This window comes from Allobosea thiooxidans (genome assembly GCF_900168195.1).
Lineage (GTDB): Bacteria > Pseudomonadota > Alphaproteobacteria > Rhizobiales > Beijerinckiaceae > Allobosea > Allobosea thiooxidans.
This window is the reverse complement of the sequence record NZ_FUYX01000018.1, coordinates 56,157-82,291: the sequence shown is the minus strand read 5'-3', so window position 1 is coordinate 82,291 and position 26,135 is coordinate 56,157. Positions and strand designations below refer to the sequence as shown.

Annotated in this window: 19 protein-coding genes; 14 read left to right on the top strand and 5 right to left on the bottom strand. The window is 69.5% G+C overall.

From position 1 onward, the window contains the following. Positions 1–21: 21 nt before the first annotated feature. The 7 genes from B5Y19_RS23150 (at position 22) to trxA (ending at position 12,611) form a co-directional block, all read left to right on the top strand. On the top strand, positions 22–2,505 hold the full coding sequence (locus B5Y19_RS23150) for a sensor histidine kinase (RefSeq protein ID WP_055730128.1): 2,484 nt from the start codon (positions 22–24) through the stop codon (positions 2,503–2,505). Beyond that, positions 2,502–4,049, top strand: coding sequence for a tRNA (adenosine(37)-N6)-threonylcarbamoyltransferase complex ATPase subunit type 1 TsaE (gene tsaE / locus B5Y19_RS23145; RefSeq protein WP_055730127.1), 1,548 nt, complete (start codon positions 2,502–2,504; stop codon positions 4,047–4,049). The genes B5Y19_RS23150 and tsaE overlap by 4 nt, the downstream gene beginning before the upstream one ends. 109 nt (positions 4,050–4,158) lie before the next feature. Beyond that, positions 4,159–4,929 (top strand): nucleotidyltransferase family protein, encoded by a 771-nt coding sequence (locus B5Y19_RS23140; protein WP_055730126.1) that lies wholly within the window; start codon positions 4,159–4,161, stop codon positions 4,927–4,929. Next, complete coding sequence (addB, locus tag B5Y19_RS23135; protein WP_176168704.1) at positions 4,922–8,029, top strand: double-strand break repair protein AddB; 3,108 nt, start codon at positions 4,922–4,924, stop codon at positions 8,027–8,029. The genes B5Y19_RS23140 and addB overlap by 8 nt, the downstream gene beginning before the upstream one ends. Continuing rightward, the gene (addA, locus tag B5Y19_RS23130; RefSeq protein WP_055730124.1) at positions 8,026–11,520 is read left to right on the top strand and encodes a double-strand break repair helicase AddA; all 3,495 of its coding nucleotides are present in this window, start codon (positions 8,026–8,028) and stop codon (positions 11,518–11,520) included. Before addB ends, addA begins: the two co-directional genes overlap by 4 nt. Beyond that, positions 11,517–12,173, top strand: coding sequence for a DUF1345 domain-containing protein (locus B5Y19_RS23125; RefSeq protein ID WP_055730123.1), 657 nt, complete (start codon positions 11,517–11,519; stop codon positions 12,171–12,173). The genes addA and B5Y19_RS23125 overlap by 4 nt, the downstream gene beginning before the upstream one ends. Positions 12,174–12,290: 117 nt before the next feature. Beyond that, the gene (gene trxA / locus B5Y19_RS23120) at positions 12,291–12,611 is read left to right on the top strand and encodes a thioredoxin (protein WP_055730122.1); all 321 of its coding nucleotides are present in this window, start codon (positions 12,291–12,293) and stop codon (positions 12,609–12,611) included. A gap of 82 nt (positions 12,612–12,693) precedes the next feature. Here trxA and B5Y19_RS23115 read toward each other — a convergent pair whose 3' ends face one another. After that, complete coding sequence (locus tag B5Y19_RS23115) at positions 12,694–13,080, bottom strand: DoxX family protein (RefSeq protein WP_079592169.1); 387 nt, start codon at positions 13,078–13,080, stop codon at positions 12,694–12,696. Positions 13,081–13,336: 256 nt separating this feature from the next. Here B5Y19_RS23115 and B5Y19_RS23110 point away from each other — a divergent pair, with 256 nt between their 5' ends. Further along, a complete protein-coding gene (locus B5Y19_RS23110; RefSeq protein WP_411914168.1) occupies positions 13,337–15,499 on the top strand; it encodes a transglycosylase domain-containing protein in 2,163 nt (720 codons plus the stop codon). A gap of 171 nt (positions 15,500–15,670) precedes the next feature. Here the strand turns inward: B5Y19_RS23110 and B5Y19_RS23105 are convergent, their stop codons facing one another. From B5Y19_RS23105 to B5Y19_RS23095, 3 genes are read right to left on the bottom strand one after another with little or no spacing between them, the layout of a single operon-like run. After that, positions 15,671–16,867: a multidrug effflux MFS transporter gene (locus B5Y19_RS23105; RefSeq protein WP_079592168.1), complete on the bottom strand. Its 1,197-nt coding sequence runs from the start codon at positions 16,865–16,867 to the stop codon at positions 15,671–15,673. Between the two features lie 60 nt (positions 16,868–16,927). Next, the gene (locus B5Y19_RS23100; protein WP_055730145.1) at positions 16,928–17,569 is read right to left on the bottom strand and encodes a glutathione S-transferase family protein; all 642 of its coding nucleotides are present in this window, start codon (positions 17,567–17,569) and stop codon (positions 16,928–16,930) included. A 23-nt stretch (positions 17,570–17,592) separates the two neighbouring features. Beyond that, positions 17,593–18,780: a diaminopropionate ammonia-lyase gene (locus B5Y19_RS23095; protein ID WP_055730119.1), complete on the bottom strand. Its 1,188-nt coding sequence runs from the start codon at positions 18,778–18,780 to the stop codon at positions 17,593–17,595. Between the two features lie 100 nt (positions 18,781–18,880). Here B5Y19_RS23095 and B5Y19_RS23090 point away from each other — a divergent pair, with 100 nt between their 5' ends. After that, the gene (locus B5Y19_RS23090; RefSeq protein ID WP_055730118.1) at positions 18,881–19,360 is read left to right on the top strand and encodes an Lrp/AsnC family transcriptional regulator; all 480 of its coding nucleotides are present in this window, start codon (positions 18,881–18,883) and stop codon (positions 19,358–19,360) included. Positions 19,361–19,470: 110 nt separating this feature from the next. Next, positions 19,471–21,270, top strand: coding sequence for a chloride channel protein (locus B5Y19_RS23085; RefSeq protein ID WP_244555702.1), 1,800 nt, complete (start codon positions 19,471–19,473; stop codon positions 21,268–21,270). Positions 21,271–21,379: 109 nt separating this feature from the next. Here B5Y19_RS23085 and B5Y19_RS23080 read toward each other — a convergent pair whose 3' ends face one another. Beyond that, complete coding sequence (locus B5Y19_RS23080; protein WP_139384528.1) at positions 21,380–21,895, bottom strand: 2'-5' RNA ligase family protein; 516 nt, start codon at positions 21,893–21,895, stop codon at positions 21,380–21,382. A 169-nt stretch (positions 21,896–22,064) separates the two neighbouring features. Between B5Y19_RS23080 and B5Y19_RS23075 the strand changes: the two genes are divergently transcribed. From B5Y19_RS23075 to B5Y19_RS23060, 4 genes are all read left to right on the top strand, one after another. Continuing rightward, positions 22,065–23,132 (top strand): ABC transporter ATP-binding protein, encoded by a 1,068-nt coding sequence (locus B5Y19_RS23075; RefSeq protein WP_244555701.1) that lies wholly within the window; start codon positions 22,065–22,067, stop codon positions 23,130–23,132. 15 nt (positions 23,133–23,147) lie between these two features. Next, positions 23,148–24,278 carry an ABC transporter substrate-binding protein gene (locus B5Y19_RS23070; RefSeq protein ID WP_055730116.1) on the top strand — a complete coding sequence of 377 codons (1,131 nt, stop codon included), beginning with the start codon at positions 23,148–23,150 and terminating at the stop codon, positions 24,276–24,278. A 140-nt stretch (positions 24,279–24,418) separates the two neighbouring features. Beyond that, on the top strand, positions 24,419–25,255 hold the full coding sequence (locus tag B5Y19_RS23065) for an ABC transporter permease (protein ID WP_055730115.1): 837 nt from the start codon (positions 24,419–24,421) through the stop codon (positions 25,253–25,255). Continuing rightward, the gene (locus B5Y19_RS23060) at positions 25,252–26,067 is read left to right on the top strand and encodes an ABC transporter permease (RefSeq protein ID WP_055730114.1); all 816 of its coding nucleotides are present in this window, start codon (positions 25,252–25,254) and stop codon (positions 26,065–26,067) included. The genes B5Y19_RS23065 and B5Y19_RS23060 overlap by 4 nt, the downstream gene beginning before the upstream one ends. Positions 26,068–26,135 lie beyond the last annotated feature (68 nt).

The following is a 26,135-nucleotide window of genomic DNA, read 5'->3' as shown; positions in this document are numbered from 1 at the left end:
CGGAGAGATGACGGACGCAGGATGAGACGGGTTAAGCGACAGGGGCAGGGTGGCGGCGGCTGGTATCCGCGCGCATGGCTTCCCGTCCTTGCTGTCGCTTCCGCTCCCGGCACGGCCATGGCGCAGAGCGAGTGGCTCGCGCCGGTGCGGATCGACCTGATGAACACCGGCGCACTCTCTCTGGTTCTGGCAGGCCTGACCGTCTTCGCCACCACGACATCGCTGGTCTATGTGCGCGAGCGGACGCGCTGGCAGAAGCGCGAGGCGCGGCTGGCGGCCGAGCTCGAGGCCGCGCGCAGCCATCAGGAGCGCCTCTCCATCCTGCTCGGCGCCGATCCGCAGGTGGTGGTGAGCTGGAACGGCCGTGATGCGCAGCCCGTCTTCGAGGGCGATAGCGGTTTCCTGGGCGCGCCCGGCGCCGCCCTTGCCCTGGCCTATGGCAGCTGGGCGGCACCGGCGGACGCCAAGCGGCTGGAACTGGCCACGGACGCGCTGAAGGACCGTGGCGAGGCCTTCGGCTTCACCTTGCGCAGCAAGGCCGGGCCCTTCATCGATGTCGAAGGCCGGCCCGTCGCCGGGCGGGCGGTGATCCGTTTCCGCGAGGTCACCGGCGAGCGCGCGCAGGTCATGACGCTGCGCGGCGAGCTGGAGCGCGTCACTGCCGATCATGCGGCTCTTTCCAATCTGCTGGCAGGCCTGGCGCACCCGGCCTGGACGCGCGATGCCGATGGCCGTCTGACCTGGGTCAACGCGGCCTATGCCCGGGCCGTCGAGGCGGCCGATGCGGCGACGGCGGTGAAGGCCGGGCTCGAGCTTCTCGATCGGGCCGAGCGCGAGGCTGCGGCGCGGGCGCGGCGCGAGGGCGGGCCCTTCGCGGTGCGTGCTCCGGCGGTCGTCGCCGGCCAGCGCCGCACGCTCGACATCGTCGAACTGCCGGCCGTGACCGGTTTTGCCGGCTTCGCCACCGATATGAGCGAGCTGGAGGCGGTCAGGGCCGATCTCCAGCGCCAGATGGACGCCCATGTCCGCACGCTCGACCGACTCAAGACGGCGGTCGCCGTCTTCGACGGTGCCCAGCGCCTGCTCTATCGCAACTCCGGGTTCGACGCGCTCTGGTCGCTGGAGGCCGGCTTCCTCGATGGCCAGCCCACCGATGGCGAGATCCTCGACCGCCTGCGCGCCGAGCGGCGCCTGCCCGAGCTCGGCGACTATCGCAGCTGGAAGGCGGCGGCCCAGGCCGCCTATACGGCGACCCGCGCCAGCGAGGACTGGTGGTACCTGCCGGACGGGCGCACCATCCATGTCGTCGCGAGCCCCAATCCCCAGGGCGGTGTCACCTATCTCTATGACGACGTCACCGAGCGCTTCACGCTCGAATCCCGCTTCAACGCGCTCTCCCGCACTCAGCGCGAGACGCTGGATTCGCTGCGCGAGGGCGTCGCAGTGTTCGGCTCGGACGGGCGGCTCAAGCTCTCGAACCCGGCCTTCTCCCAGTCCTGGCGTATCCCGGGCGGGGACCTTGCCGCCAGCGCCCCGCATATCGACGAGGTCATTCGCCTCTGCCGGCCGCTCTTCCCGCAGGATGAGGTCTGGACCGAGCTGCACAGCGTCGTCACCGGCGTGCGCGACGCGCGCGAGGATTACCGCTGCCGGATGGAACGGCGGGACGGCACCGTGCTCGACATGGCGGCCGCGCCGCTGCCGGACGGAGCGACGCTGATCTCCTTCGCCGACGTCACCGCCAGCGTGAATGTCGAGCGGGCGCTGACCGACAAGAACGAGGCGCTGGAGCGCGTCTCGCGGCTGCGCGAGGACTTCGTCCATCACGTTTCCTACGAGCTGCGCTCGCCGCTCACCAACATCATCGGTTTTGCTCAGCTGCTCGGCACCGAGACCGTCGGCGCGCTCAACGACAAGCAGCGCGACTACACCTCGCATATCGTGCGCTCCTCGGGCGCGCTGCTTGCGATCATCAACGACATTCTCGACCTCGCCACCATCGACAATGGCGCGCTGACGCTGGAGATCCAGGATGTCGACGTTGCCGACACCATCGCCCAGGCCGCGGCCGGGCTGCACGACCGGCTGATCGACAGCCGGCTCGAGCTCAAGGTCGAGATCGACCCGCGCACCGGCCCGCTGCGCGCCGACGGCAAGCGCCTGCGGCAGGTGCTGTTCAACCTGCTCTCCAATGCGATCGGCTTCTCCTCCCCCGGGCAGACGGTCTCCGTCAGCGCCACCCGGCAGGGCAGCGACATCCGCATCGGCGTGGCCGATCAGGGCCGCGGCATCCCTGCCGAGGTCAAGGAGAAGGTCTTCGAGCGCTTCGAGAGCCATTCCCTCGGCTCTAGCCATCGCGGCGTCGGCCTCGGGCTCTCGATCGTCCGCTCCATCGTCGAGCTGCATGGTGGCCATGTGGAGCTCGATTCCGTGCCGGGCCGCGGCACGCGGGTCACGGCGATCTTTCCCGCCCAGGGGTTGCCGCTTTCGGACGCCGCTGAATGATCGAAGAAGCCCGCAAGGCCGGTTTGCACCGGCTCCTGCTGGCGGACGAGGCGGCGACGCTACGTCTCGCCGCCGACATCGCCGCCATTCTGAAGCCGGGCGACGTCGTCGCGCTCTCCGGCCATCTCGGCTCCGGCAAGTCGCTGCTGGCGCGGGCCATCCTGCGCGAGCTCGCCGGCGATCCGGCGCTCGAGGCGCCGAGCCCGACTTTCACCCTGGTCCAGAGCTACGACACGCCGCGCGGCCTCGTGCTGCACGCCGATCTCTACCGGGTGCGCACGCCTGACGAGTTGGACGATATCGGCCTGGTCGAGGATATCGAGCGCCTGATCACGCTGGTCGAGTGGCCGGACCGCGCCGGGACGCGCTTGCCCGCCGGCCGCAGGCTCGACATCGTGCTCGACATCGATCCCGACAGCCCGGAGACCGGCCGGATCGCCGACCTCTCGGGCGGCGTGCTCTGGAAGCAGCGACTCGCCATCGCCGTCGCCTCGCGGCGCCTGCTCGATGCCGCCGGCTGGGGCGATGCGCGCCGCGACTTCATGCTCGGCGACGCCTCGACGCGGGCCTATGAGCGCCTGACGCGGCCGAGCGGCGAGACGGCCGTGCTGATGATCTCGCCGCCGCGGCCGGACGGCCCGCCGATCCGCCTCGGCAAGCCCTACAGCGCGCTCGCGCACCTCGCCGAGAACGTCGAGGCCTTCGTCGGCATGGACCGCGGCCTGCGCTCGCTCGGCTTTTCGGCGCCCGAGATCCACGCCGAGGACCTGACGACCGGCCTGCTCGTTATCGAGGACCTTGGCGACGAAGGCGTGATCGACGCCGAGCGTCAGCCGATCGCGGAGCGCTACGAGGCGGGCGCGCGGCTGCTTGCCGATCTCCACCGCCACACCCTGCCGGCGATCCTGCCGGTGGCGGAGGGGCGCGACCATGTGATCCCGGAATACGACCGGCAGGCGCTCGCGATCGAGACCGAGCTGATCCTCGAATGGTATGCGCCGCATATCGCCGGGGTGACGCTGCCGGCGGTGACGCAGGCCGAGTTCGCGCGGATCTGGGGCAAACTTTTCGAGGAGATCCTGGCCCAGCCCGCGACCTGGACGCTGCGTGATTTCCACTCGCCGAACCTGATCTGGCTGGAGAAACGGGAAGGCCATGCCCGGCTCGGCTTGATTGACTTCCAGGACGCGGTGCTCGGTCACCCCGCCTATGACCTCGCCTCGCTCGGCCAGGATGCGCGCATCGACGTGCCGGCCTCGCTGGAGCTCAGGCTGCTCGCCGCCTATGGCGCGGCGCGGCGCTCCGACGCGCCCGATTTCGACCTCGCCGATTTCGCCCGCGCCTATGCGATCCTCGGGGCCCAGCGCAGCACCAAGATCGCGGGCATCTTCGCCCGCCTCGACAAGCGCGACGGCAAGCCCGGCTATCTCAAGCACCTGCCGCGGATCGAGGGCTATCTGCGCCGCAATCTCGAACATCCGGCGCTCGAGGAGCTGAAGGCCTGGTACCAGGCGCATATGCCGACGCTGTTCGAGGCGAAGTGAAGCCTCCGCGTCATGCTCGCCCTTGTGGCGAGCAATCCACGTCTTGAAACAACCTCCGATCGGCAAGGCCGTGGATGGCCGGGACAAGCCCGGCCATGACGCGCTATGCATGGCCAACCGTCCGTTCCGGGAGATTCGCGTGACATCAACCGCTTCGCCGCCGATCCGCCGGGCGATGGTGCTTGCCGCCGGGCTTGGGCAGCGCATGCGCCCGATCACCGACACGCTGCCGAAGCCGCTGGTCAGGATCGGCGGCAAGGCGATGCTCGACCATGCGCTGGACAGGCTGGCCGACGCCGGCATCGAGGAGGCGGTCGTCAACGTCCATCACCTCGCCGGGCAGGTCGAGGCGCATCTGGCAGGCCGGACGCGCCCCCGCATTGTGATCTCGGACGAACGCGGCGAGTTGCTCGAAACCGGCGGCGGCGCCAAGAAGGCCTTGCCGCTGCTCGGCGACGGGCCGTTCTTCAGCGTGAACTCGGATTCGCTCTGGAGCGAGCGGGGCATCTCCAATTTCGGGGCGATGGCCGCCGCCTGGGACGGCGAGACGATGGACATGCTGCTGCTGCTGGCGGAGCGCGAGAGCAGCGTCGGCTTCAACGGCCCGGGCGACTTCTTCCGCGACGAGGCAGGGCGCCTGACGCGGCGCGGCGCGGCCGCGAGCGCGCCTTACGTTTATGCCGGCGTCGCGATCGTGACGCCGGACTTCTTCGTGGATACGCCGGCCTCGTTCTCGTTCAACCTGCTTTTCGACCGCGCCATCGCGCGCGGGCGTCTCTCAGGCCATGTTCTCGAAGGGCGCTGGCTGCATGTCGATCGGCCGGAGGCGATCGCTCCGGCCGAGGCCGCCTTCGCCGCCGCGCAGCCGGTCGATGCCTGAGCTCAACCTGTTCAGCATTCCGGCCGGAACCTCCTTTCTCGAGGTGCTGGCCGAAGCGATGCTGGACGGGCGGCTGGGGGCGATCCACGACCCGGCCGATCCGGCGGCGATGGCACGCGCGACGCTCTACCTGCCGACGCGCCGTGCCGCCCGTGCCTTCACCGCGATCCTGGCCGAGAAGCTCGGTGGCAGGCCGCTGCTCCTGCCGCGCATCGTGCCGCTCGGCGATGTCGACGAGGCCGAGACGGCGCTGATCGGCTCCGGCGCCTGGGCGGGCGATCGCCTCGTTCCGATCGAGCCGCTGCAGCGCCGCATGCTGCTCACCCGGCTCGTCGACGCCTGGGGGCGCAGCGCCAATCGCAGCCATCTCAGGCTCGACCCGTCGGAGCCGTCGCTGGTGCCGGCGACGCTGGCTGAGGCCTATGGGCTCGCCGGCGACCTCGCCGCCCTGCTCGATCAGATGCAGACGGAAGGCGTGCTGGTCGAGAAGCTCGCCAGTCTCGATGCCGCCCGCTTCGACCGGGTCTGGCAGCTCAATGCCAGCTTCCTCGCCATCCTCGGCGAGGCCTGGCCGCAGATCCTGGCCGATCAGGGCGCGGTCGACCCGGCCGAATTCCGCAACCGCATGCTGGCGGCCGAGCGTGAGCGATTGCTCGCCGGCGGGGCGAGGGGCCCGATCATCGCCGCCGGCTCGACAGGCACGGTCCCTGCCACGGCCCGGCTGCTCTCGGCCATCGCGCGGCTTCCCAACGGGGCGGTCGTCCTGCCCGGTATCGATCTCGGGCTGGACGAGCGGGCCTGGAACGCCATTGGCCGGGAGCCTGCGCCGTCGCATCCGCAGGCCGCGCTGCACCACCTGTTGGAGACGCTCGGCGCGGAGCGTGCCGATGTGCGGGCGCTCGCCACTCCCGATGCCGCGCGCCATGCACGGGGAGACCTGCTGCGCGAGGCCATGCTGCCCGCCTCGGTAACGGAGCTCTGGGCCAGCCTCGGCCAGCGGGTGGCGGCTGGCGAGGCGGAAGCAGGTTTCGCCGGGCTGCGCATCGTCGAGGCGGGCGACGAGCGCGAGGAGGCGCTCGCCGTCGCCATCGCCCTGCGCGAGACGCTGGAGCGGCCGCAGGCGCGGGCCGCGCTGGTCACGCCCGATCGCGGCCTAGCCGAGCGCGTCGCCGTCGAGCTCGCGCGTTGGGGCGTCGAGGTCGACGATTCCGCGGGCCAGCCACTGGGGCGCTGGCCGGCGGGCTCGCTGTTGCGGTTGATCCTGGAGGCGGCGCTGGCGCAGATGACGCCGGCCACGCTCGTGCCGCTCTTCGCCCATCCGCTCTGCCGGCTGGGCCTCGGCCGGGAGGCTCTGACGCGCGGCGCGGCGGCGCTGGAGATCGGCTGCTGGCGCGGCAATGCCGTGGGCAGGGGGCTGGCCGGCCTGCATGTCGCGCTCGGCCAATGGAACGAATTGCGTGATGGTGGGCATGTTCCCGGCCCGCGCAAACGATTGGCGGCGGAGGATGCCGCCGCCGCCGCTGTCGTGCTTCACGCGCTCGAAGCCGCCTGCGCGCCGCTGCTCGAGGCGCTCTTTCTCGACGAACCGTCGTTCGCCGCCGTCGCTGCGGCGGCACAGGCGGCCGTCACCGCCGTCAGCGCAACAGAAGCCGGCACGCCGCTCGCCTTCGTCGGCCCCGACGGCGAGGCGCTTTCCGGTCTGTTCGACGACTTCGCCGCGGCGAAGGAGGTGATCCCTGCCGGCGGGTGGCCGCAGGATTTCGTCGCGATCCTCGACGGGCTCCTGGCCGAGCGGGCGGTCAAGCGGGCGGTGCCCGGCCACCCCCGCGTCGCGATCTGGGGCCTGCTCGAAGCGCGCCTGCTGGAAGCCGACCATGTCGTGCTCGGCGGCCTCAACGAGACCGTCTGGCCGCCGCAGACCACCACCGATTCCTTCATCAACCGGCCGATGCGCGCCGAGCTCGGCCTCTCGCCTCCGGAGCGCCGCATCGGCCAGACGGCGCATGATTTCGTCCAGGCGCTGATGGCGCGCGAGGTCACGCTGACGCGGCCGCGCAAGGTCGGCGAGGCCGAAACCATCGCCTCGCGCTTCTGGCAGCGCCTCCAGGCAGTGGCGCCGAAGGAGGCGTGGGACAGGGCGCGCCGGGACGGCGACCGCCTGCGCGGGCTCGCTGCCCTGCTCAGCGCTCCGGCCGATGCCCGGCCGGTGGCGCGTCCGGCGCCGCGGCCGCCGCGCGCGCTGCAACCCCTCTCGCTCAGCGTGACCGAGGTCGAGACGCTCTATCGCGACCCCTATCAGATCCACGCCCGCAAGATCCTGAGGCTCGATGCGCTCGACGCGTTGATCGAGGATCCCACCGCCCAGGACCGCGGCCGGCTGCTGCACAACATCGTCGAGAGCTTCACCACGACCTATCCGGAGCAATTGCCCGCCGATGCGCTCGGGCAACTGATCCACATCGGCGACCGGCTGTTCCGCGACTATGACGACGTGCCCGAGGTGCGTGCCTTCTGGTGGCCGCGCTTCCTGCTCACGGCCGGGCATTTCATCCGCTGGGAGGAGCGCAGACGCCCCGGCATCGGCCGCATCGGCGTCGAGCTCTTCACCGGAGCGAGCTTCACGCTCGCCGATGGCAGCGAGTTCCGCCTGAGCGGGCGGGCCGACCGGATCGAACTGACGCGCGAGCCGGCATTGCGGATCGTTGACTTCAAGACCGGTGCGCCACCGAGCAAGGCGCAGGTGGAGAAGGGCTTCGCGCCGCAGCTGACGCTGGAGGCGGAGCTCGCGGCGCGCGCGGGCTTCAAGGGGCTGAGCGGTCCGACACCGGTCGAGGCTGTCATCTACATGAAGCTGCATCACGACCCGAAGGGCTGGGCCAAGGACAAGCCGCTCGATTTCGACGGCGAGCCGCTCGCCGATGTCGCGGCCCGCCATCTCGACAACCTGCTGAAGCATCTCGACGCGCTGCGCTCCGGGCGCGAGCCTTACGTCTCGCGGCGCGCGCCGGACTACATCCGCTACGCCAGCCCCTATGACCATCTCGCGCGGGTCAAGGAATGGTCGGCGGCGCCCGGTGGCGACGAGGGAGGCGAGGCGTGAAGCCGGGCTGGATCGTCCCGCCGCTGACCAATCAGCGCCAGGCGCTGGCGGCCGACCCCGGCCTCTCCGCCTGGGTCTCGGCCAATGCCGGCTCGGGCAAGACCCATGTGCTGGTCAACCGCGTGCTCAGGCTGCTGCTCGACGGCGTGCAGCCGAGCCGCATGCTCTGCATCACCTATACCAAGGCGGCGGCCGCCAATATGGCGAACCGCATCTTCAAGGCGCTCGGTGCCTGGGCGACGCTGGATGAGGCTGTCCTTGCGAAAGAGCTGACGAGCCTGACCGGCCGTACGCCGAGCCTCGCCGAGCGAGCCAAGGCGCGCCGCCTCTTCGCCGAAGCGCTGGAGACGCCGGGCGGCCTGCGCATCGAGACGATCCACGCCTTCTGCACCCGCGTGCTGCAGGCCGCGCCCTTCGAGGCGAACGTGCCGCCGCGCTTCGAGGTGGCTGACGATCTCGCCCAGGCCGAGATGCTGCGCGAGGCGCGGCGTGAATTGCTCGCGCTCGTCGCCGCGAATCCGGACGGGGCGGAGGCCGGCGCGCTCGACCTGCTGGCGCAGCTCGCCGCGCAGGATTCCTTCGAGACCATGGTGCAGGAGGCGCTGCGCCAGCGCGCCTTGTTCAGCGACGAGAACGGCCGCGCCCGCGATCCGCGGGAGATGCTGGCCGGCATCGCCGCCTTCCTCGGCATCGCCGCTGATCTCGACGCCGACGCGGTGAAGGTCGCGTTCCGCGCCGGCCTCGCAGCTCTGCCGGGCGTTTCCACCTTGATCGAGGCGTTGCAGGCCGGCAGCGCGACCCGCCAGAACCTCGCGGCCAATCTGCGCACGCTGCTCGCCGGGCAGGATGACGGGGATCCCGTCGCCTTCTGCCGACGCGGCTTCATCACCGAAGCCGGCACGATCAACGCCAATATCCGCGGCAAGGGCAAATCCGAGTTCGAAGGCGCGCTGCTGGCGACGCTTGAGGCGCTCGCCGCCTGCCTGCTGACGGCCGCCGATGCGATCAATGCGATCGCCATTCGCGACCGCAGCGCCGCGCTTGCCCTTCTGGTGACGCGGATGCTCGCCTCCTACCAGCGCCAGAAGAGCCTGCGCTCGCTGCTCGATTATGACGACCTGATCGCGCGGACGCGCTCGCTGCTGGAGCGTGTCGAGGCGGCCTGGGTGCTCTACAAGCTCGACGCCGGCATCGACCATATCCTGCTCGACGAGGCGCAGGACACCGGCGAGGCGCAATGGGCGATCCTGCGCAAGCTCGCCGAGGAATTCACCGGCGGAGGCGATCTCAGGGCCAAGCCGCGCACCATCTTCGTCGTCGGCGACGAGAAGCAGTCGATCTACGGCTTTCAAGGAGCCGCGCCCGCCGCCTTCGGCGAGGAACGCCGCGCGCTCGGTCGGCGCATCGCGCAGGCGGAACTCGCCTTCGAGGCGATCAGCCTCAACACCTCCTTCCGATCGGCGCCGGACATCATGCAGGCGGTCGACGCCGTCTTCGCCCTGCCGGAGCATGCGCGCGGCCTCGTCTTCGACGGCGCGGCGCGGCCGGAGATGCACGACACCGTCCGTCGCAGCGCGCCCGGAACGGTCGATATCTGGCCACTTGCTGCCAACGATACCGGCGAACCGCCGGACGCCTGGACCACGCCGGTCGACGCGCCGGAGCGGCGCAGCGGCACGGTCAAGCTCGCCGAGCGCATCGCGCACACCCTGCAGCGCTGGCACCGCGACCGCCGCGACGACCGGGGCAATCCCTTCGCCGCCGGTGACGTCATGATCCTGCTGCGCCAGCGCGGGGCGCTCTTCGAAGCGATCGTCAAGGCGCTGAAGGATGCGGGCGTGCCCGTCACCGGTCGCGACCGGCTGACGCTCGCAGAGCACCCCGCGGTGGAGGATCTCGTCGTGCTCGGCCGCGCGCTGCTGCTGCCGGATGACGATCTGACGCTCGCCACGGCGCTGAAGACGCCGCTGATCGACCTGGACGACGACGATCTGCTGCGTCTGGCGCCCGGCCGCAAGGGCTCGCTGCGTGCCGCCCTGCAGGAGGCAGCCGCGAGCGAACCGCGCTATGCCGCGGCCGAAGCGAGGCTCGCCGACTGGGCACACGAGGCCGGCCGCTGCGGCCCTTTCCGCTTCTTCGCCGGGCTGCTCGGCCCGGGCGGCGGGCGCAATCTCGCCTTGGCCCGCCTCGGCGCCGAGGCGGGCGATGCACTCGACGCCTTCCTCAATGCCGCGCTCGACCATGAGCGCCGTTATGGCCCCTCGCTCGCCGGCTTCCTCCAGCACGTCACCGGCAGCGCCGCCGACGTGAAGCGCGATCTCTCTGCCAGCGCCGGCGAGGTTCGCGTCATGACCGTCCACGGCTCGAAGGGGCTGGAGGCGAAGATCGTCATCCTCGCCGATCTCGGCATCGAGCCGGGCGCCAAGCGTCTGCCCAAGATCCTCGCCGTGCCGGCGCAGCGCGCAGGCCTCGTCCCGATCTGGCCGCCCGCGAGCGCCGAGGATACGCAGGCGACGGCCGCCGCCAAGGCCAAGGTCGTCGCCCAGATGGTCGAGGAGCATCACCGCCTGCTCTATGTCGCCATGACCCGCGCCGAGGACCGGCTGATCGTCTGCGGCGCCCAGGCCAAGGGCGAGGCCCCGAATGGGAGCTGGTACGCGATGATCGCGGAAGGTCTGGCACAGTCCGCGGCAGGGCTCGACGCGATCGGTGAGGGCGAGGACGCGACCCTGCGCTTCTCCGTCACGCCACCGGCGCCGGCGGAAGCGGGAGAGACCCGCCCCGCGGAACGACCTCCGTCCGCTCCCGAGTGGCTCGCGAGGCCGGTCGAGCGCGAGGCGGAGCCCGTCCCGCCGCTCAAGCCCTCGAACGCGCTTTCGGCCGCCGATGGCGAGGAGCGGCCGGGCGACGGGCCGTTCCTCGCTGAAGCCGCAGCCGCCGGCCGGCTGGCCCACCTTCTGCTCCAGCTCCTGCCCGACCTGCCGGCCGAGCGCCGTGCCGCCACCGCGGACGTTTTGGCGCAAGCGCGCGGCGGCGCGCTCCCGGCGGAGCGGCGGGCGCGCATCGTCGCCCAGGCCCTGGCCTTGCTGGATGAGCCGGGCCTCGCTGCCCTCTTCACCGGCGAGGCGCTGGCGGAGGTGCCCGTCGCCGGTGCCATCCGCCTGCCGGACGGCGCGCGGCGCGCCGTCTCGGGACGGATCGATCGGCTGGCCGTCACGGCCGACAGCGTCGTCATCGCCGATTTCAAGACGACGGCCCGACCGCCGGCCGAGGCCGAGGCGATTCCGGTCGGGACGCTGGCGCAGCTTGCCGCCTATGCCGCCCTGATGCGCGAGATCTATCCCGGCCGGGCGATCCGGGCGCTGGTGGTCTATACGGCGAATCTCGCTCATTTCGAGCTCGCCGCGGAGCAACTCGACGCCGCTCTGCTCGCCTTGGCAGGAGGGACGCCGGGCGCTAGCCTCGGCCTCCCCGACGGATCCCTGCCATGAAGCTCCTGCCGTCCCTGCTGCTGCGCCCGCGCCTGTTGGCGGCGCTGGTGGCCGGGGCGGGGCTGGCGGCGCTGCTGCCCGGCGACTGGCGCTGGGCGACGCGGTTCCTGATCGCCTGGAACATCGGTTCGGTCCTCTATCTCGGCCTGCTCGCCTCGACCATGTTCACCGAGACGGTCGATGAGATACGGGCCCGGGCCGAGCGTCAGGACGAGGGCGCCTTCGCCATCCTGATCATCGCCTGCCTCGCCGCCAGCACGAGCCTCGTCGCCATCGTGGTCCAGCTCAGCGGCCTCGGCGCGGTGTCTGCCGGCGAGCGCGGCAACCATCTGGCGTTGGGTGGCGTCACGATCCTGTGCTCATGGACGCTGCTGCACGCCTTCTTCGCCCTGCATTATGCCGGCATCTACTATCGCGGCGGCAGGGCCGAACCCTGCCTCGACTTCTCCGGCAAGGCCGACCCGGACTATGTCGATTTCCTGTATTTCGCTTACACGATCGGCTGCACCGCGCAGACCTCCGATGTCGGCGTCACGACGCGCGAGGCGCGCGGCATCGTGCTCCTGCATTCGGTCCTGACCTTCGTCTTCAACACCGCGATCCTGGCGATGGCGATCAATGTCGGCGCGAGCCTGGTCTCGGGCGGTTCGTGACGCGTTGCTCTCGCCTCTGCCCTGCGATCCAGGCGCCTTGACCGGAGGGGCAGGCGTTCATAGCTTCGCTGGCGAAGGGCGGCCTTGCCGCCCGTTGCAACCGAAAGGCAGCCAGTCATGGCAACGAGCAAGGTAACCGATCAGAGCTTCGAGGCCGATGTGCTGAAGTCTTCCGAGCCGGTCGTCGTGGATTTCTGGGCGGAATGGTGCGGCCCCTGCCGCATGATCGGCCCGGCGCTCGAGGAAATCGCGACCGAGCTGCAGGGCAAGGTCAAGATCGTCAAGATGAACGTCGACGAGAATCAGCAGGTCCCGGCCCAGTTCGGCATCCGCTCGATCCCGACCCTGATGCTGTTCAAGGACGGCAAGCTCGCCTCGCAGAAGGTCGGCGCGGCGCCCAAGAGCGATCTCTCGCGCTGGATTTCCGCCGCGGTCTGACCGGCGCTTGCATCCGACGTGGAAAAGGCCCGCTTCCGAGGAGGAGGCGGGCCTTCTTCATGGTCGCGACGTCGCTGGAACGTCAGCCCCTGCGGGACTCGATGGCGAAGGCGCCGGGGCCCGCCGTGGCGATGTAGAGGAAGATGAAGCAGAACAGCATCGCCGCCTCGCCGCCGTTCAGCAGCGGATAGAAGCCCTGCGAGCCATGGGCCATCCAGTAGGCGACGGCCATCATCCCCGAGAGGACGAAGGCGGCCGGACGGGTCAGGAAGCCGACGAGGACGAGGGCGCCGCCCACGATCTCCAGCAGGCCGGCGGTCCAGGGCAGCGACAGCATGGCGGGCATGCCCCAGGACGGCGCAGCCGGGAAGCCGAGCAGCTTCTGCGTGCCATGCGAGATGAAGGTCAGCGCGGCGAAGATGCGGAGCAGCCCGAGGGTGTAGGGTGAGAAGCGGGACAGGAACTGCATGAGGTGGTCCTTGCTTGAGACGATGTGCGGTCAATGGCCGGAAATTTCAGGTGGGGTTCTAGGCGAGACACCGGATTTTGCGCAATATCCCACTAGGTGACGATTTCGTTTGCGAACTTGCAAGTTTGATCACGTTCTCGCGACGGCTGTTGCCCGCATGCCGCGCTGCACGCTTTACGAACCCTTAAAAGCGCCATGTTTGAATCTTGTGTGACCGGACCGCATCGCGATGGCGGCCTGGGTTGAACGGGGCAGGATGAACAACCGGATTTCACGAGGCGAGCGGCGCGAGCCCTCCTTTGGCTATGAGAGCGGCGACAGCCGCGATGACGGTGACATGCGCCTTTCTCCCGACGATCGCCCGGTCCGCTTCCAGAACGCTCCGGCCCGGCCCGAGCCGAGCCGGCAGCTCCGCAACGCGCCGAAGCGCAGCAAGCGCGGTGGGGGCGGGAGCGGCGGCGGCAGGCGCGGGCGCCGGCGGCGGACGCTGCTCGGCGGGCTGTTCTACTGGACCATGGTGCTCGGCCTGTGGTGCGCGATCGGGCTCGGCGGCTTGATCGCCTATCATGCCTCGCAGCTGCCGCCGATCGACCAGCTGACGGTGCCGAAGCGGCCGCCGAACATCGCGATCCTCGCCGCCGACGGCTCGCTGCTCGCCAATCGCGGCGAGACCGGTGGGCGCACCGTCACCATCGGCGAGATCCCACCCTATCTGCCGAAGGCCTTCGTCGCGATCGAGGACAGGCGCTTCTATGAGCATTTCGGCATCGATCCGATCGGCATCACCCGCGCGCTCGTCACCAATCTGCGCGGCCGCGGCGTCGCCCAGGGCGGCTCGACACTGACCCAGCAGCTCGCCAAGAACCTGTTCCTGACGCAGGAGCGCACCGCCGCCCGCAAGATCCAGGAGGCGATCCTGGCGCTCTGGCTGGAGCGCACCTACAGCAAGGACCAGATCCTCGAGCTTTATCTGAACCGCGTCTATTTCGGCTCCGGCGCCTATGGCGTCGAGGCGGCGGCGCAGCGCTATTTCAACAAGTCGGCGCGCTCGGTGACGATCGCCGAGGCGGCGATGCTGGCGGGCCTTGTCCAGGCTCCCTCGCGCCTGGCGCCCAACCGCAACCCCGATGCGGCCGAGAAGCGGGCCCAGCTGGTCATCACGGCGATGGCGGACCAGGGCTTCATCTCGCAGGCCGCGGCCAAATCCGCGCTCACCGCTCCGGCCGAAGTGCCCGAGCGCGTCGGCGCCGGTTCCGTCAACTACGCGGCCGATTACGTCATGGACGTGCTCGACGACTTCATCGGGGCCGTCGAGGGCGACGTCACGGTGCTGACCACGCTCGACACCAAGCTTCAGGGCTCGGCCGAGACCATCCTGGTCGACGCGCTCTCGGCGCAGGGTGCCAAGCTGCACGCCACGCAGGGGGCCGTGGTCTCGCTCGCGCCGGATGGCGCGATCCGCGCGCTCATCGGCGGGCGCGACTACACCAAGAGCCAGTTCAACCGGGCGACGGCCGCGCGGCGCCAGCCGGGTTCCTCCTTCAAGCCCTTCGTCTATCTGACGGCGATCGAGAAGGGCATGACGCCGGACACGATCCGCGACGACTCGCCGGTCTCGATCAAGGGCTGGGAGCCGGAGAACTACTCGCGCACCTTCCGCGGCCCGGTGACGCTGCAGACCGCCTTCGCCCATTCGCTCAACACGGTGGTGGCGCGGCTGATCCAGGAGGTGACCCCGCGCGAGGTCGTCCGCACGGCGCAGCGCCTCGGCATCAGCTCGCCGCTGCAGGCCAACCCCTCGTTGTCGCTCGGCACCTCGGAGGTCACCCCGCTCGAGATGACCGCGGCCTATGCCAGCTTCGCCAATGGCGGGCAGTCGGTCCTGCCCTATGTCATCCGCGAGGTCCGCTCGACCAGCGGCAAGGTGGTCTATGCCCGCAAGGCGAACAATTTCGGCCCGGTGATCCAGCCGCAGACGCTGGCGATGATGAACACCATGTTCCACGCGGTGATGACCGGCGGCACCGGCTCCAAGGTCAATCTTCCGGGTTGGGAGGTCGGTGGCAAGTCCGGCACCACCCAGGACTACCGCGACGCCTGGTTCGTCGGCTTCACCGGGCGGCTCGTCACCGCCGTCTGGGTCGGCAACGACGACAACTCCACGATGAAGCGGGTCACCGGCGCCGGCCTGCCGGCCGAGATCTGGGGCAAGTACATGAAGGCGGCTCATGCCGGCGCCCAGCCGGTGCCGCTGCCGGGCGGCTTCTGGCAGGGCGCGCCGAAGACCATCTTCGGCGATGGCGCGCCCGTCGCCGATGCCCGGATACCGCCGGCCGGCGTCCAGCCGGAGGGCGATCGCGCCTGGGTCAGGCCCGCGCCGCAGGAGCGCAACTTCTTCGAGCGGCTGTTCGGCGGCTGAGGGAGCTCGCCGTCAGTCCGGGGGCAGGCGAAGGCCTGGGCCCGGAGCCCGTGGCCACAACCGAATTTCAGAGCGCGTCATGCTCGCCCTTGTGGCGAGCATCCAGGTCTTGAGCGCCATGCTTCACCAGGGAAGGCATGGGCGGTCGGGGTAAGTCCGGCCGGCAAGAGCTTAGCTCTTCGCCGCCCGGATCCCGCGTGTCGCCCGGAACAGCACGAGCGCGGCCACACCCAGCGCCGACATCACCAGCGGCAGCGGCAGCGCGGCGTTCTTCAACAGATGGCCGACGAGCAGGCCGATGCAGGCTGAGAGCAGCATCTGGCACAGCCCGTTGAAGGATGAGGCCGCGCCGGCGCGGTCGGGGAAGGGCATCATCGCCGAGGCCTGGGCCTGCGGCATGGTGAGGCCGACGCCGCAGGCATAGATCGCCATCGGCAGCACGACGCCGGCCGCTCCGCCGATGCCGGTCAGGACCCCGACCAGCATCGCGAGGCCGCCGCCGGCCAGGCAGCGCACGCCGATTGCGATGACGCCGTCCATGCCGCGCCGCCCGACCAGGCGCTGGGCGATGATCGTGCCGGTGATGTAGCCGAGCACGCCGAAACCGAAGGAGAAGCCGTACTCGACCGGCGTCAGCCCGTAGACGCCGATCAGCACGAAGGCCGATCCGGAGATGAAGGCGAAGAGCCCGGCATAGGCCAGCGCGGTGAGCGCGACATAGACGCGGAAGGCGCGGTTGTGCAGCAGCGTGCCGAAGCCGCGGAAGATCGCGACCGGCGACAGCGGCTGCGGCGAGCGCACGCGCAGCGTCTCCGGCATCACCGTGATGATGACGACAGCGAGCGCGAGCGCGAAGGCGAGCGAGGCGACGAAGGTCGAGCGCCAGCCGAAGGCGACCTGCAGCACGCCGCCGATCACGGGCGCGATCGCCGGCACCAGCCCCATGATCATGCCCATGCGTGCGAGCTCGCGGCCGGCCCGGGGGCCGTCATAGAGGTCGCGCACCATGGCGCGGCCGAGCACGATCGGCCCGGAGGCACCGAGCGCCTGCGCCGCCCGCGCGAGCGTCAGGGCCTCGATCGTGGGCGAGATCGCGCAAGCCAGCGTCGCCAGCGCGAACAGGCTCAGCCCCGCGAGCAGCACCGGCCTGCGCCCGAGCCGGTCCGAGAGCGGCCCCCAGAAGATCTGCCCGGCGGCGAAGCCGAACAGGAAGGAGGACAAAGTCGCCTGCGCGCCGGCGACGTCGGTTTGCATCACCCGTGCGATCTCGGGCAGCGAAGGCAGATAGAAATCGGTGGAGAGCGGCCCAAGCGCCGTCAGCATGGCGAGGACGGCGGTCATCGCCAGCGTGTCGGGACGAAGCTTCATGGGCGGTCTCCGGCGCGGCCGGATCGCGGGCCGCGGCGCCCCTGCTACGACGTCAGCCGGTCATCCGGCAATGGTCGGCGTGCGAGGGCCGTCCTGGGTCTCGCCATAATAGGAGGTCGCCCGCATCGAGGGGCGCTCGGAGAAGGTCTCGTACCAACGCGTCAACCGGGGGCGGCCGGGCCGGAAATCCGGCAAGGCGCGGAAGGCGAGCCAGGCCAGCGCCGTCGCCAGCCCGATCTGTCCGATATCGACGGGGCCGTCGAACGTCTCCCGCTCCAGCAGGTCGTAGGAATCGACGAGCTTCGCCGTTTGCCCTTCGGCCAGGGGCGCGTAGCGCAGAGGCTCCGGTCGCCGCAGCGTCTCCCAGCGCAGCGCGATGCCGGCATCGCACAGCCCCTGCGCCACGGCATGCAGGCGCAGCGCCTGCCAGCGCGCGGGCCCGGTGGCCGGGATCAGGCGCGGGCCGCCATGCAGCCCGTCGAGATAATCGCAGATCACCAGCGAGTCGAAGACCGCCCCGGCCTCCGGCGTGATCAGCACCGGCACCTTGCCGAGCGGATTGACCGCGAAGACGGCTGCGTTGCGGTTGGTCGGGCTGGTTTCGTGGTCGATGACGGCGAGCCGGTCGGCGATGCCGGCCTCATGCGCGAAGACGATGGTCTTGCGCGCATAGGGCGAATGGCTCTGCGAATAGAGCGTCAGCCGCCCGGCCGGGGCCGATGCGGTCACGCCGCGACCTCGGCCGGCTGGAGCCCGACGAGCTCGGCATAGCGTTCCGGGTCGGTCGCACCTTCGGTGTTGACCAGGAAGACGCGCGAATTGCCGTCCAGCTTGAGCGCAGCGCGCGCTGCCGGATCGCGCAATGCCGCGATCAGCCCGGCGAGGCCGGCCGCGCCGCTCTCGCCCGCGACGATGGCCGGATCGCCCGCCGCCGGGCGGGCGAGGCGGTTCATCGCCTCGACGGCATCGGCATCCTCCGCGGTCAGGAAGGCGTCGGCGGCACGATAGAGCACGCGCAGCGCCAGCGGCGAGGGATCATAGCATTCGAGCATCGCCATCACCGTCGGCTCGCCATGGGCGATCTTGGCCGGGTGCCCCAGCCGGGCCGCCTCGAAGATGCAGGCCGCCCGCGACGGTTCGACCACGGTGAAGAAGGGCCGGGCATCGCCGAAGGTGGTCTGCATCTGGGCGGCGAGGGCGGCCGCGATGCCGCCGACGCCGGCCTGCACGAAGACATGGGTGGGTCGCTCGGCCATCTGTGCCAGTCCCTCGCGGGCGATGGCAGTGTAGCCCTGCATGACCAGGCCGGGGATGCGTTCATAGCCGTCCCAGGAGGTGTCGGAAACGATGGTCCAGCCGCGCTCCGTCGCGACGCGGGCGGCCTCGACCACGGAATCGTCATAGGTGCCGGAAACGCGCACCATCTCGGCGCCGAACCGGGCGATCGCCGCGACGCGCTCGTCGCTGACGCCGCCATGCACGAAGATCACCGCCTTGGCGCCGAGCAATTGCGCGCCCTGCGCCACCGAGCGGCCATGGTTGCCATCGGTCGCGCAGGCGAAAGTCATGCCCGCGGCGACGGCGCGGACGGCCGGGTCGTTCATCTCGGCGTCCCCGAGCGTGCGCCCGAGCTTCGCGGAGGCCGCCTCCAGCGCGAGCCGGATCACCGCATAGGCACCGCCGAGCGCCTTGAAGCTGCCGAGGCCGAGGCGCTGGCCCTCGTCCTTGACGAAGAGCGCGCCGATCCCGAGCGCGACGGCGAGGCCGGGCAGGCTGTGCAGCGGCGTCGGGGCATGGTTCGCGCGCTGGGCGAGATGCGCCGCGATCGCATCCGCCCCGGCCGGGCCGAGCGTCGCGATGTCGTCGGCGTGGAGCGCGGAGCGGTAGTCGGCGTGGTGATTGAGCAGGAACATGGCGACCTCGCTGAATGACGACGAATGGATATTGCAAGCGACGCGAAAAAGGCGCTGGATTTATCGATGGCTGATGCAAGTTTGTTTCTCGAGAGAGCCGATGCCCGCGCCGACCGCTCATGACCTCGACGCCTTCGACCGGGCGATCCTCGCCATCCTGCAGCAGGACAACACCACGCCGCAGCGGGTGATCGGCGAGCGCGTCAATCTCTCGGCACCGGCGGTGCAGCGCCGTATCCGCCGCATGGAGGCGAACGGCGTCATCAGGGCCAATGTCGCGGTGGTCGATCCGGCGGCGCTCGGCCATCCGATCACGCTCTTCGTCGAGGTCGAGCTGGTCAGCGAGACGGCGCCGGACATCGATGCGGCCAAGTCGTCCTTCGTTGCCGCGCCCGAGGTCCAGCAATGCTACTACGTCACCGGCGAGGTCGATTTCATGCTGGTCGTGCTGGTGCCGAGCATGGCGGCCTATGAGGCGCTGACGCGGCGGCTGTTCTTCGCCAATCCCAACATCCGCAAGTTCCGCTCCTTCGTCGCCATGGACCGGGTCAAGGCCGGGCTGGCGGTGCCGGTCTCCTGACGGATGGCGGCTTTGCGACTCGCGCAGGGCGCCGTCCATGCGGTCTTGTTCCGGCCGCGCCGATATGCGACCGCGGGCGGATGTGACGAACGAGCCTGGCGGGCCTTGCCGTGATCACCGTGAAAGCCTCCGAAGCCGCCGTGGGAACCGGCGATGCGCCGCAGGGCTGGCGCGTGCTCCTGCGCTCCAGCGAGATCGGCGTCGTCTTCCTGGCCTCGGTCATCGGCGTCTTCGCCGGCCTGATCGTGCTGGCGATGTCCTTCACGACGCAGCTGCTGCACGAGCTGGTCTTCGGCCTGTCACAGGGGCAGCGCCTGTCGATCACCACGAATATCCCGCCCTGGCGGGCGCTCGTCGGCCCCGTGCTGGGCGGCCTCGCCATCGGTTTCGCTTCCTGGTTGTTCTTCCGCCGGCGCAAGCAGCCGGTCGACCCGATCGAGGCCAATGCGTTGCATGGCGGGCGCATGTCGCTGCGCGACAGCGTCTTCGTCGCGCTCCAGACCATCGGCTCCAGCGGCGCCGGCGCCTCGGTCGGCCTGGAAGCCGGCTATACCCAGGCCGCGAGCGGGCTCGCCTCACATATCGGCCGCCGCCTGCGCCTGCGCCGGGCGGATATGCGCCTGATGGTCGGCTGTGCCGCCGGTGGCGCCATTGGTGCGGCCTTCGACGCGCCGCTGACCGGCGCCTTCTATGCCTTCGAGCTCATCCTCGGCAGCTATTCGATCGCCGCCTTCGTGCCGGTAATGGCCGCGACCTTCATGGCGACGGTGACCCACAGCCTGCTGGCGCCCTCGCTGCTTGCCGTCGAGGTGCCGCCGATCGGGCCGATCGTCGTCTCCGATCTGCCGCTCGTCGTCATGCTCGGCGCCGCCTGCGGCCTGGTCGGCATCCTCGTGATGCGCGCGGCGGCCTTCGTCGAGGCCGGCTTCAGGCGCTCGCGGATCCCGACCTGGCTGCGGCCCGCTTTTGGCGGTCTCGTCGTCGGCGCCCTGGCGATCTGGAATCCGTCGGTGTTCTCGGCCGGGCACGGGGCCATCAACCTCTATCTCGGCATCGATACGAGCCTGCTGCTGCTTGCGGCAGTGCTCGTCGCCAAGGCGTTGGCCTCGTCGGTCTCGATCGGCTCGGGCTTCCGCGGCGGCCTGTTCTTCGCTTCGCTGCTGCTCGGCGTGTTGACGGGGCGCCTTTTCATCGGCGTGCTGAGCCTCGCCTTTCCCAATCTCGCCGGGCACGAGACGCTGTTCGCGCTGGTCGGCATGAGTTCGCTCGCGGTCTCGATCGTCGGTGGGCCGATGACCATGGCGCTGCTCGCGCTCGAGATGACGGGCGATCTGAAGTTGACGCTCGCCGTGGTCGGCGCGGCGGGAGCCGCCTCGCTCGTCACCCGGCGCCTCTTCGGCTTCTCCTTCGCCACCTGGCGCTTCCATCTGCGCGGCGAGAGCATCCGCGGGGCCCATGACGTGGGCTGGATGCGGGACCTCACCGCCGGCAGCATGATGCGCATCGAGGTGCCGAAGATCGCGGCCGACGCCACCATCGCCGAGGCGCGGCTGAAATACCCGCCGGGTTCCACCAACTATCTCGTCGCGGTCGGCCCCGGCGACGCCTATGTGGGCATGGTGCCGCCCGGCGCGCTCTACGAGCCCGACCCGGCGCTCGGCGAGGAAGCCGCGGCCGAGCCGGCGCCGCGCACTGTCCGCCACCTGCTGCACCATCCGGACCGGATGCTGCTGGCCGATATGTCCGTGCGCGACACGCTGAAGCTCTTCGATGAGGCCGAGAGCGAGGCGCTGCCGGTGGTCGCCGATCGCGACAGCCGCCGCCTCGTCGGCATCCTCAGCGAGGCTCATGCGATCAAGCGCTACAGCGATGAGATGAGCCGCCGCAATCGCGAGCTGACCGGGGATTAAACGCGTCGCTTCCCGTCATTGCGAGGAGCGAAGCGACGAAGCAACCCAGGGAGACGTAGAGCGCTGCCGCCCCTGGATTGCTTCGCTTCGCTTGCAATGACGGCGTCGTCTAAGCCGAACGCAACGCGGCGCTGGCGACGACGCGCCACTCGGCGATCGGGATGTCCTGCCCCGAAGTCACGACGCCGATGCGGTCGAAGCGGATCCTGCGGCCGGCGAGCCGCGCATTCACTTCGGCGATGGCGGCCGCCTTCGCCACAGGTTCGACCGAGCCGTAGAGCAGCGAGACATGCGGCATGAAGCTGTCGAAGCCGGCGGGGTCGAGCGCCCGCTTCAGCGCGGCGAGCGCCGGCGAGACGGCAAAGCGCGCATAGAAGGAGCGGAAGAAGGCCTCGCTCCCCTCGACGACGGTGATGGGGGTCGTGAAGGCCGGAACGGCTTCAGCCGCGGCCGCCACGGCCCGTTCGAGCTCTGCGAGCGGCGCTTCTGTGTCGCCCTGGAGGGTGAGGTGCGGCGCGAAAAGCGGGGTGCCGAAGCGGCCCGACAGCTCCCCGACGAGCTCGGTCAGCATTGCCTCGTCGGCGGGTTCGGCCATGAGCCAGAGAGAATGAATTCGTGCTGTCATGCGCCCTTCATAAAGCTCTTGCACATAGTGCGCCCCGTACGTAATGTTTATTTCAACAATGCCGACAATGGAAGAAACATTCCATTATCCGGCAATAAGACCAAGTGGGGGAGTAGGCGTCTTGCAGCCGGAAACGCAAGCCAGAGCGGGCAGCGGCGCGGCCATCGGCGTGCGCGGACTTCATGTCGCCTATGGCGGCACGCGCGTGCTGCACGGGATCGATCTCGATTTTGCGCCCGGCAGCTTCACGGCGTTGCTCGGCTCCTCCGGCTGCGGCAAGACCACGCTGCTGCGTTCGCTCTCGGGCTTCGTGCCGGTCGAGTCCGGATCGATCGTCGTCGGTGGCAAGGATGTCGCCGGGCTGCCGCCGGAGAAGCGCGGCATGGCGATGGTTTTCCAGTCCTATGCGCTCTGGCCGCATATGACGGTGCTGCAGAACATCGGTTACGGCCTCAAGCTGCGCGGCAGGTCAAAGGCCGAGATCGCCGCCAAGGTCGGCGAGATGCTGAGCTTCCTCGGCCTTGCCGGCTATGAGGACCGCAAGGTCACGGCGCTCTCCGGCGGCCAGCGTCAGCGCGTCGCGCTCGGTCGCGCGCTCGCCATCGATCCGGGCATCCTGCTGCTCGACGAGCCCTTGTCGAACCTCGACGCCAAGATCCGCATGACCATGCGCCACGAGATCCGCGCCATCCAGCAGCGGCTCGGCCTGACTGCGGTCCACGTCACCCATGACCGCGAGGAGGCCATGACCATGGCCGATCGCCTGGTCATCATGCAGGCGGGACGCGTCGCCCAGGTCGGCACGCCCGAGGAGGTCTATGACCGCCCGGCGAGCGCCTTCGTCGCCAATTTCATGGGCGCGGAGAACGTGCTGCCGCTCAGCATCAACAGGGGCGAGGGCCAGGCTTCCGTCGCCGCCGGCGAGGCCCGCGCGAGCCTTGCGGGCGAAAGCGCTGCCGCGCTGCCGGCCGGCGAGGCGCTCGCCTATTTCCGCGACGATGTCGCGAGCCTCGATGCGCATGATGCGGCGGCTTCCGGGGGCGATCTCGTCGTCCCTGGCACCATCGCCGCGCGCGCCTATCCCGGCGGCATCTATCGCTACAAGGTCGAGGCCGCCGGCCGCCAGATCACGGTCGACGACGTCGGCCGTCACGAACTCGGAACGAAGGTCGGGCTGCGCATTCCGCTGCAGCGCCTTCACATCTTCCCGGCGACCGAGGCCGGGATCGCCGCCTGACAGGGAGTCAGACACATGCGCATCCTCACGCTTGCCTGCTCGCTCGCCGCGCTGATCGTGGCATCGCCGCTATCCGCGCAGACCCTCAACGTCGCATCCGCCGGCGACCAGAACATGGTCGATTACGTCAAGGACTATCTCGGGCCGATGTTCGAGAAGGCTCACCCCGGTGTGAAGGTCGTCTCGGTCGGCACCGGCCCGGGTGATTCCGGCTCGCAGAAGATCTACGAGAAGCTCGATGCTCAGAAGGGCGCCGCCACGACCGATTTCGACGTGGTGGTCATCCACCAGAAGGCCGCCGGCCAGATGGTCAAGGAAGGCCTGCTCAACAAGTACACGGCCAATGTCGACACGGCCAAGCTCGCCACCGGCGACGCCGCCAGGAACTCCCTCGGCACCGACGTTACCGGCTACGTCATCCCGATGTTCCAGTCGCAGACCGCGCTCGCCTACAATGCCGACATGGTCAAGACACCGCCGGCGACCTTCGCCGAGCTCGCCGACTGGGCGAAGAAGAACCCGAAGCAGTTCGGCTATAACGGCATCAAGGGCGGCATGTCCGGCGTCTCCTTCGTCGCCGGCTGGGTCTATGCCTTCGGCGGCGATGCCGACAAGCTGATCAAGGGCCCCTATGACGCGGCCACGAAGACGAGCTGGGACAAGGCCTTCGCCGATCTCAAGGAGTTCAACAAGAACGTCGTGATCACGCCCGGCAATGCCGGCACGCTCGACATGCTGAACCGCGGCGAGATCGCGATCGGCCCGGTCTGGGTCGATATGTTCTATTCCTGGCAGGCCGACGGCAAGCTGCCGCCGAACATGAAGCTGAAGCTCGTTTCGCCCGGCATGCCCGGCCAGCCGATGTATTACGCGGTGCCCGAGAAGTCGGCGCAGAAGAAGCTGGCGGAAGAGTTCATCGCGCTCGCGACCAGCCCCCAAGTCCAGGCCGACGGCATCGTCAAGAAGTTCAACTGGTATCCGGGCATCGACGCCAAGAACCTCGAGGGCAAGCTCGACAAGGCCGCCTGGGACAAGCTCTTCACCGACGTCACGCCGGCTGACCTGGCCAAGAACGGCAAGCCCTTCCCGATCGCGCCCTATTTCAACGACATCCTCGAGGGCTACGAGAAGAAGGTCGCGAACTGAGGTTCACCTTCAGAGACCGTCATCCTCGGGCTTGACCCGAGGATCTCGGGACCAGGTCGCACTGGTTGAAGAGATGGCCGGGTCAAGCCCGGCCATGACGACCTTTCCAGCCCACCGCGAATGGTTAGCCGGAACCGAGAATGTCCCTTTCCCAACGCCAGCTCGCCTTGCTGCTGATCGCGCCGGGCCTCGCGCTCGTCGCGGCGCTGTTCCTCTATCCGCTCTGCTTCTCGCTGATCTCGGCCTTCACCGGGCCGGAGGGGGGCTTCTCGTTGCAGGCCTTCGGGAAGGCCTGGGAGCTCTATTCCGGTGACATCCTTTTCACTGTCATCATCGTGCTCGCCTCCTGCCTGCTGACGGGGCTCGCCGCCATCGTCATCGCGGGCACGCTGACGCTCGGCGAAAACCGCTACATTGTCGGCACGCTGAAGGCGCTCTATCGCTGGCCGCTCTTCATCCCGTTCATCGTCGCGGCGCAGTGCATGCGCACCTTCCTCGCCAAGAATGGGTTGATGAACAACACCTTCGTCTCGCTTGGTCTGATGGAGCCGCTGCAGGCGATGAGCTTCCTCGACTGGCGCGGCATCATCGCGACCTTCGTCTGGAAGCAGACGCCCTTCGTCGCGCTGCTGCTAGCGGGGGCGCTCGCCGCGCTCGATCGGGCGACGCTGGAGGCGGGCCGCAATCTCGGCGCCTCGCGGATGCGCGTCCTCGTCGAGCTCGCACTGCCGCAGGTGATGCCGCAGCTCCTCGTCGCGCTCGTCCTCTCCTTCGTGACCATGCTCTCCGTTCTGTCGGTGCCGATGATGGTGGCGGGCTCGCAGCCGACCATGCTGACCGTCGACATGGCTTTCCGCATCAACGCCTATGGCGACTACGCCACCGCCAACGCGCTCGGCGTCATCACCTATCTGATCTCGGCCGGAGCGGCGATCATCTACCTCAAGCGCGGCATGGCGAAGGAGGGCACGCCATGATCCGTGCCGTCTCCGGCCTGCGCATGATCCTTGCGGCCTTCGCGCTCGCGGCCTTCGCCTTCTTCCTGATCGGGCCCTTGGTCAATCTGGCGCTCTGGTCGGTCGCCGAGCGCTGGTACACGCCATACAAGCTGCCGGTCGTCTACGGCACGCGCTACTGGGAGCAGGTCTTCCGGCCGACCGGCGACGCCATGGCTTCGCTCGGCACCTCGGTCTGGATCGCGGTGCTGACGGTGATCGTCGCGCTCGCGCTCTCGATTCCCGCCGGCTATGCGCTGGCGCGGCTGAAGCTGCCGGTGCGCGCCTTCTTCATGGTGCTCTTCCTGCTGCCGCAGGCCTTCCCCTCGGTCGCGATCTACATCAACGTCGCGCGCGTCTTCTACAATATCGGCATCAACGGCACGGTCTTCGCCGTGGTGCTCGTCCATGCCGCGCACGGACTCGTCTATTCGGTCTGGATCGCGGCCGCTGCCTTCGCCGCCGTCGACCGCGACCTTGAGCTCGCCGCGCGAAATATCGGCGCCTCGCCGCTGAGGACCTTCTTCTCGGTGACGCTCCCGCTGGCCGCGCCCGGCATCATCGCCAGCGGCATCTTCGTCTTCCTGGAGTCGCTCGACGAGTTCACCGGCACCTTCTTCGTCGGCGTGCCGCAGGTTACGACGCTGCCGCTGCTGCTCTACAACGCGGCGATGGGCGGCAACTATCAGGTCGCCTCGATCACGGCGTTGATCCTGCTCGTGCCCTCGGTGCTGTTCATGCTGTTCATCGAGCGTTTCCTGCGGGCTGACGTGCTCGCCAAGGTCGGGGCCTGAGGCGAGGGGCGGGCTTGCGCGCATTCGGGCGATCCGCAACTCTGCCGCTCCTCGCCATGCCGTCATTG

What these genes read in the sequence shown, in the direction of transcription:
- B5Y19_RS23115 (WP_079592169.1), bottom strand. Translation starts at nt 13,080, where the DNA reads ATGCAGTTCCTGTCCCGCTTCTCACCCTACACCCTCGGGCTGCTCCGC.
- B5Y19_RS23105 (WP_079592168.1), bottom strand. Translation starts at nt 16,867, where the DNA reads ATGAAGCTTCGTCCCGACACGCTGGCGATGACCGCCGTCCTCGCCATG.
- B5Y19_RS23110 (WP_411914168.1), top strand. Translation starts at nt 13,337, where the DNA reads ATGAACAACCGGATTTCACGAGGCGAGCGGCGCGAGCCCTCCTTTGGC.
- B5Y19_RS23090 (WP_055730118.1), top strand. Translation starts at nt 18,881, where the DNA reads ATGCCCGCGCCGACCGCTCATGACCTCGACGCCTTCGACCGGGCGATC.
- B5Y19_RS23125 (WP_055730123.1), top strand. Translation starts at nt 11,517, where the DNA reads ATGAAGCTCCTGCCGTCCCTGCTGCTGCGCCCGCGCCTGTTGGCGGCG.
- B5Y19_RS23095 (WP_055730119.1), bottom strand. Translation starts at nt 18,780, where the DNA reads ATGTTCCTGCTCAATCACCACGCCGACTACCGCTCCGCGCTCCACGCC.
- tsaE (WP_055730127.1), top strand. Translation starts at nt 2,502, where the DNA reads ATGATCGAAGAAGCCCGCAAGGCCGGTTTGCACCGGCTCCTGCTGGCG.
- B5Y19_RS23065 (WP_055730115.1), top strand. Translation starts at nt 24,419, where the DNA reads ATGTCCCTTTCCCAACGCCAGCTCGCCTTGCTGCTGATCGCGCCGGGC.
- B5Y19_RS23060 (WP_055730114.1), top strand. Translation starts at nt 25,252, where the DNA reads ATGATCCGTGCCGTCTCCGGCCTGCGCATGATCCTTGCGGCCTTCGCG.
- B5Y19_RS23070 (WP_055730116.1), top strand. Translation starts at nt 23,148, where the DNA reads ATGCGCATCCTCACGCTTGCCTGCTCGCTCGCCGCGCTGATCGTGGCA.
- B5Y19_RS23080 (WP_139384528.1), bottom strand. Translation starts at nt 21,895, where the DNA reads ATGACAGCACGAATTCATTCTCTCTGGCTCATGGCCGAACCCGCCGAC.
- B5Y19_RS23140 (WP_055730126.1), top strand. Translation starts at nt 4,159, where the DNA reads ATGGCCAACCGTCCGTTCCGGGAGATTCGCGTGACATCAACCGCTTCG.
- B5Y19_RS23150 (WP_055730128.1), top strand. Translation starts at nt 22, where the DNA reads ATGAGACGGGTTAAGCGACAGGGGCAGGGTGGCGGCGGCTGGTATCCG.
- addB (WP_176168704.1), top strand. Translation starts at nt 4,922, where the DNA reads ATGCCTGAGCTCAACCTGTTCAGCATTCCGGCCGGAACCTCCTTTCTC.
- trxA (WP_055730122.1), top strand. Translation starts at nt 12,291, where the DNA reads ATGGCAACGAGCAAGGTAACCGATCAGAGCTTCGAGGCCGATGTGCTG.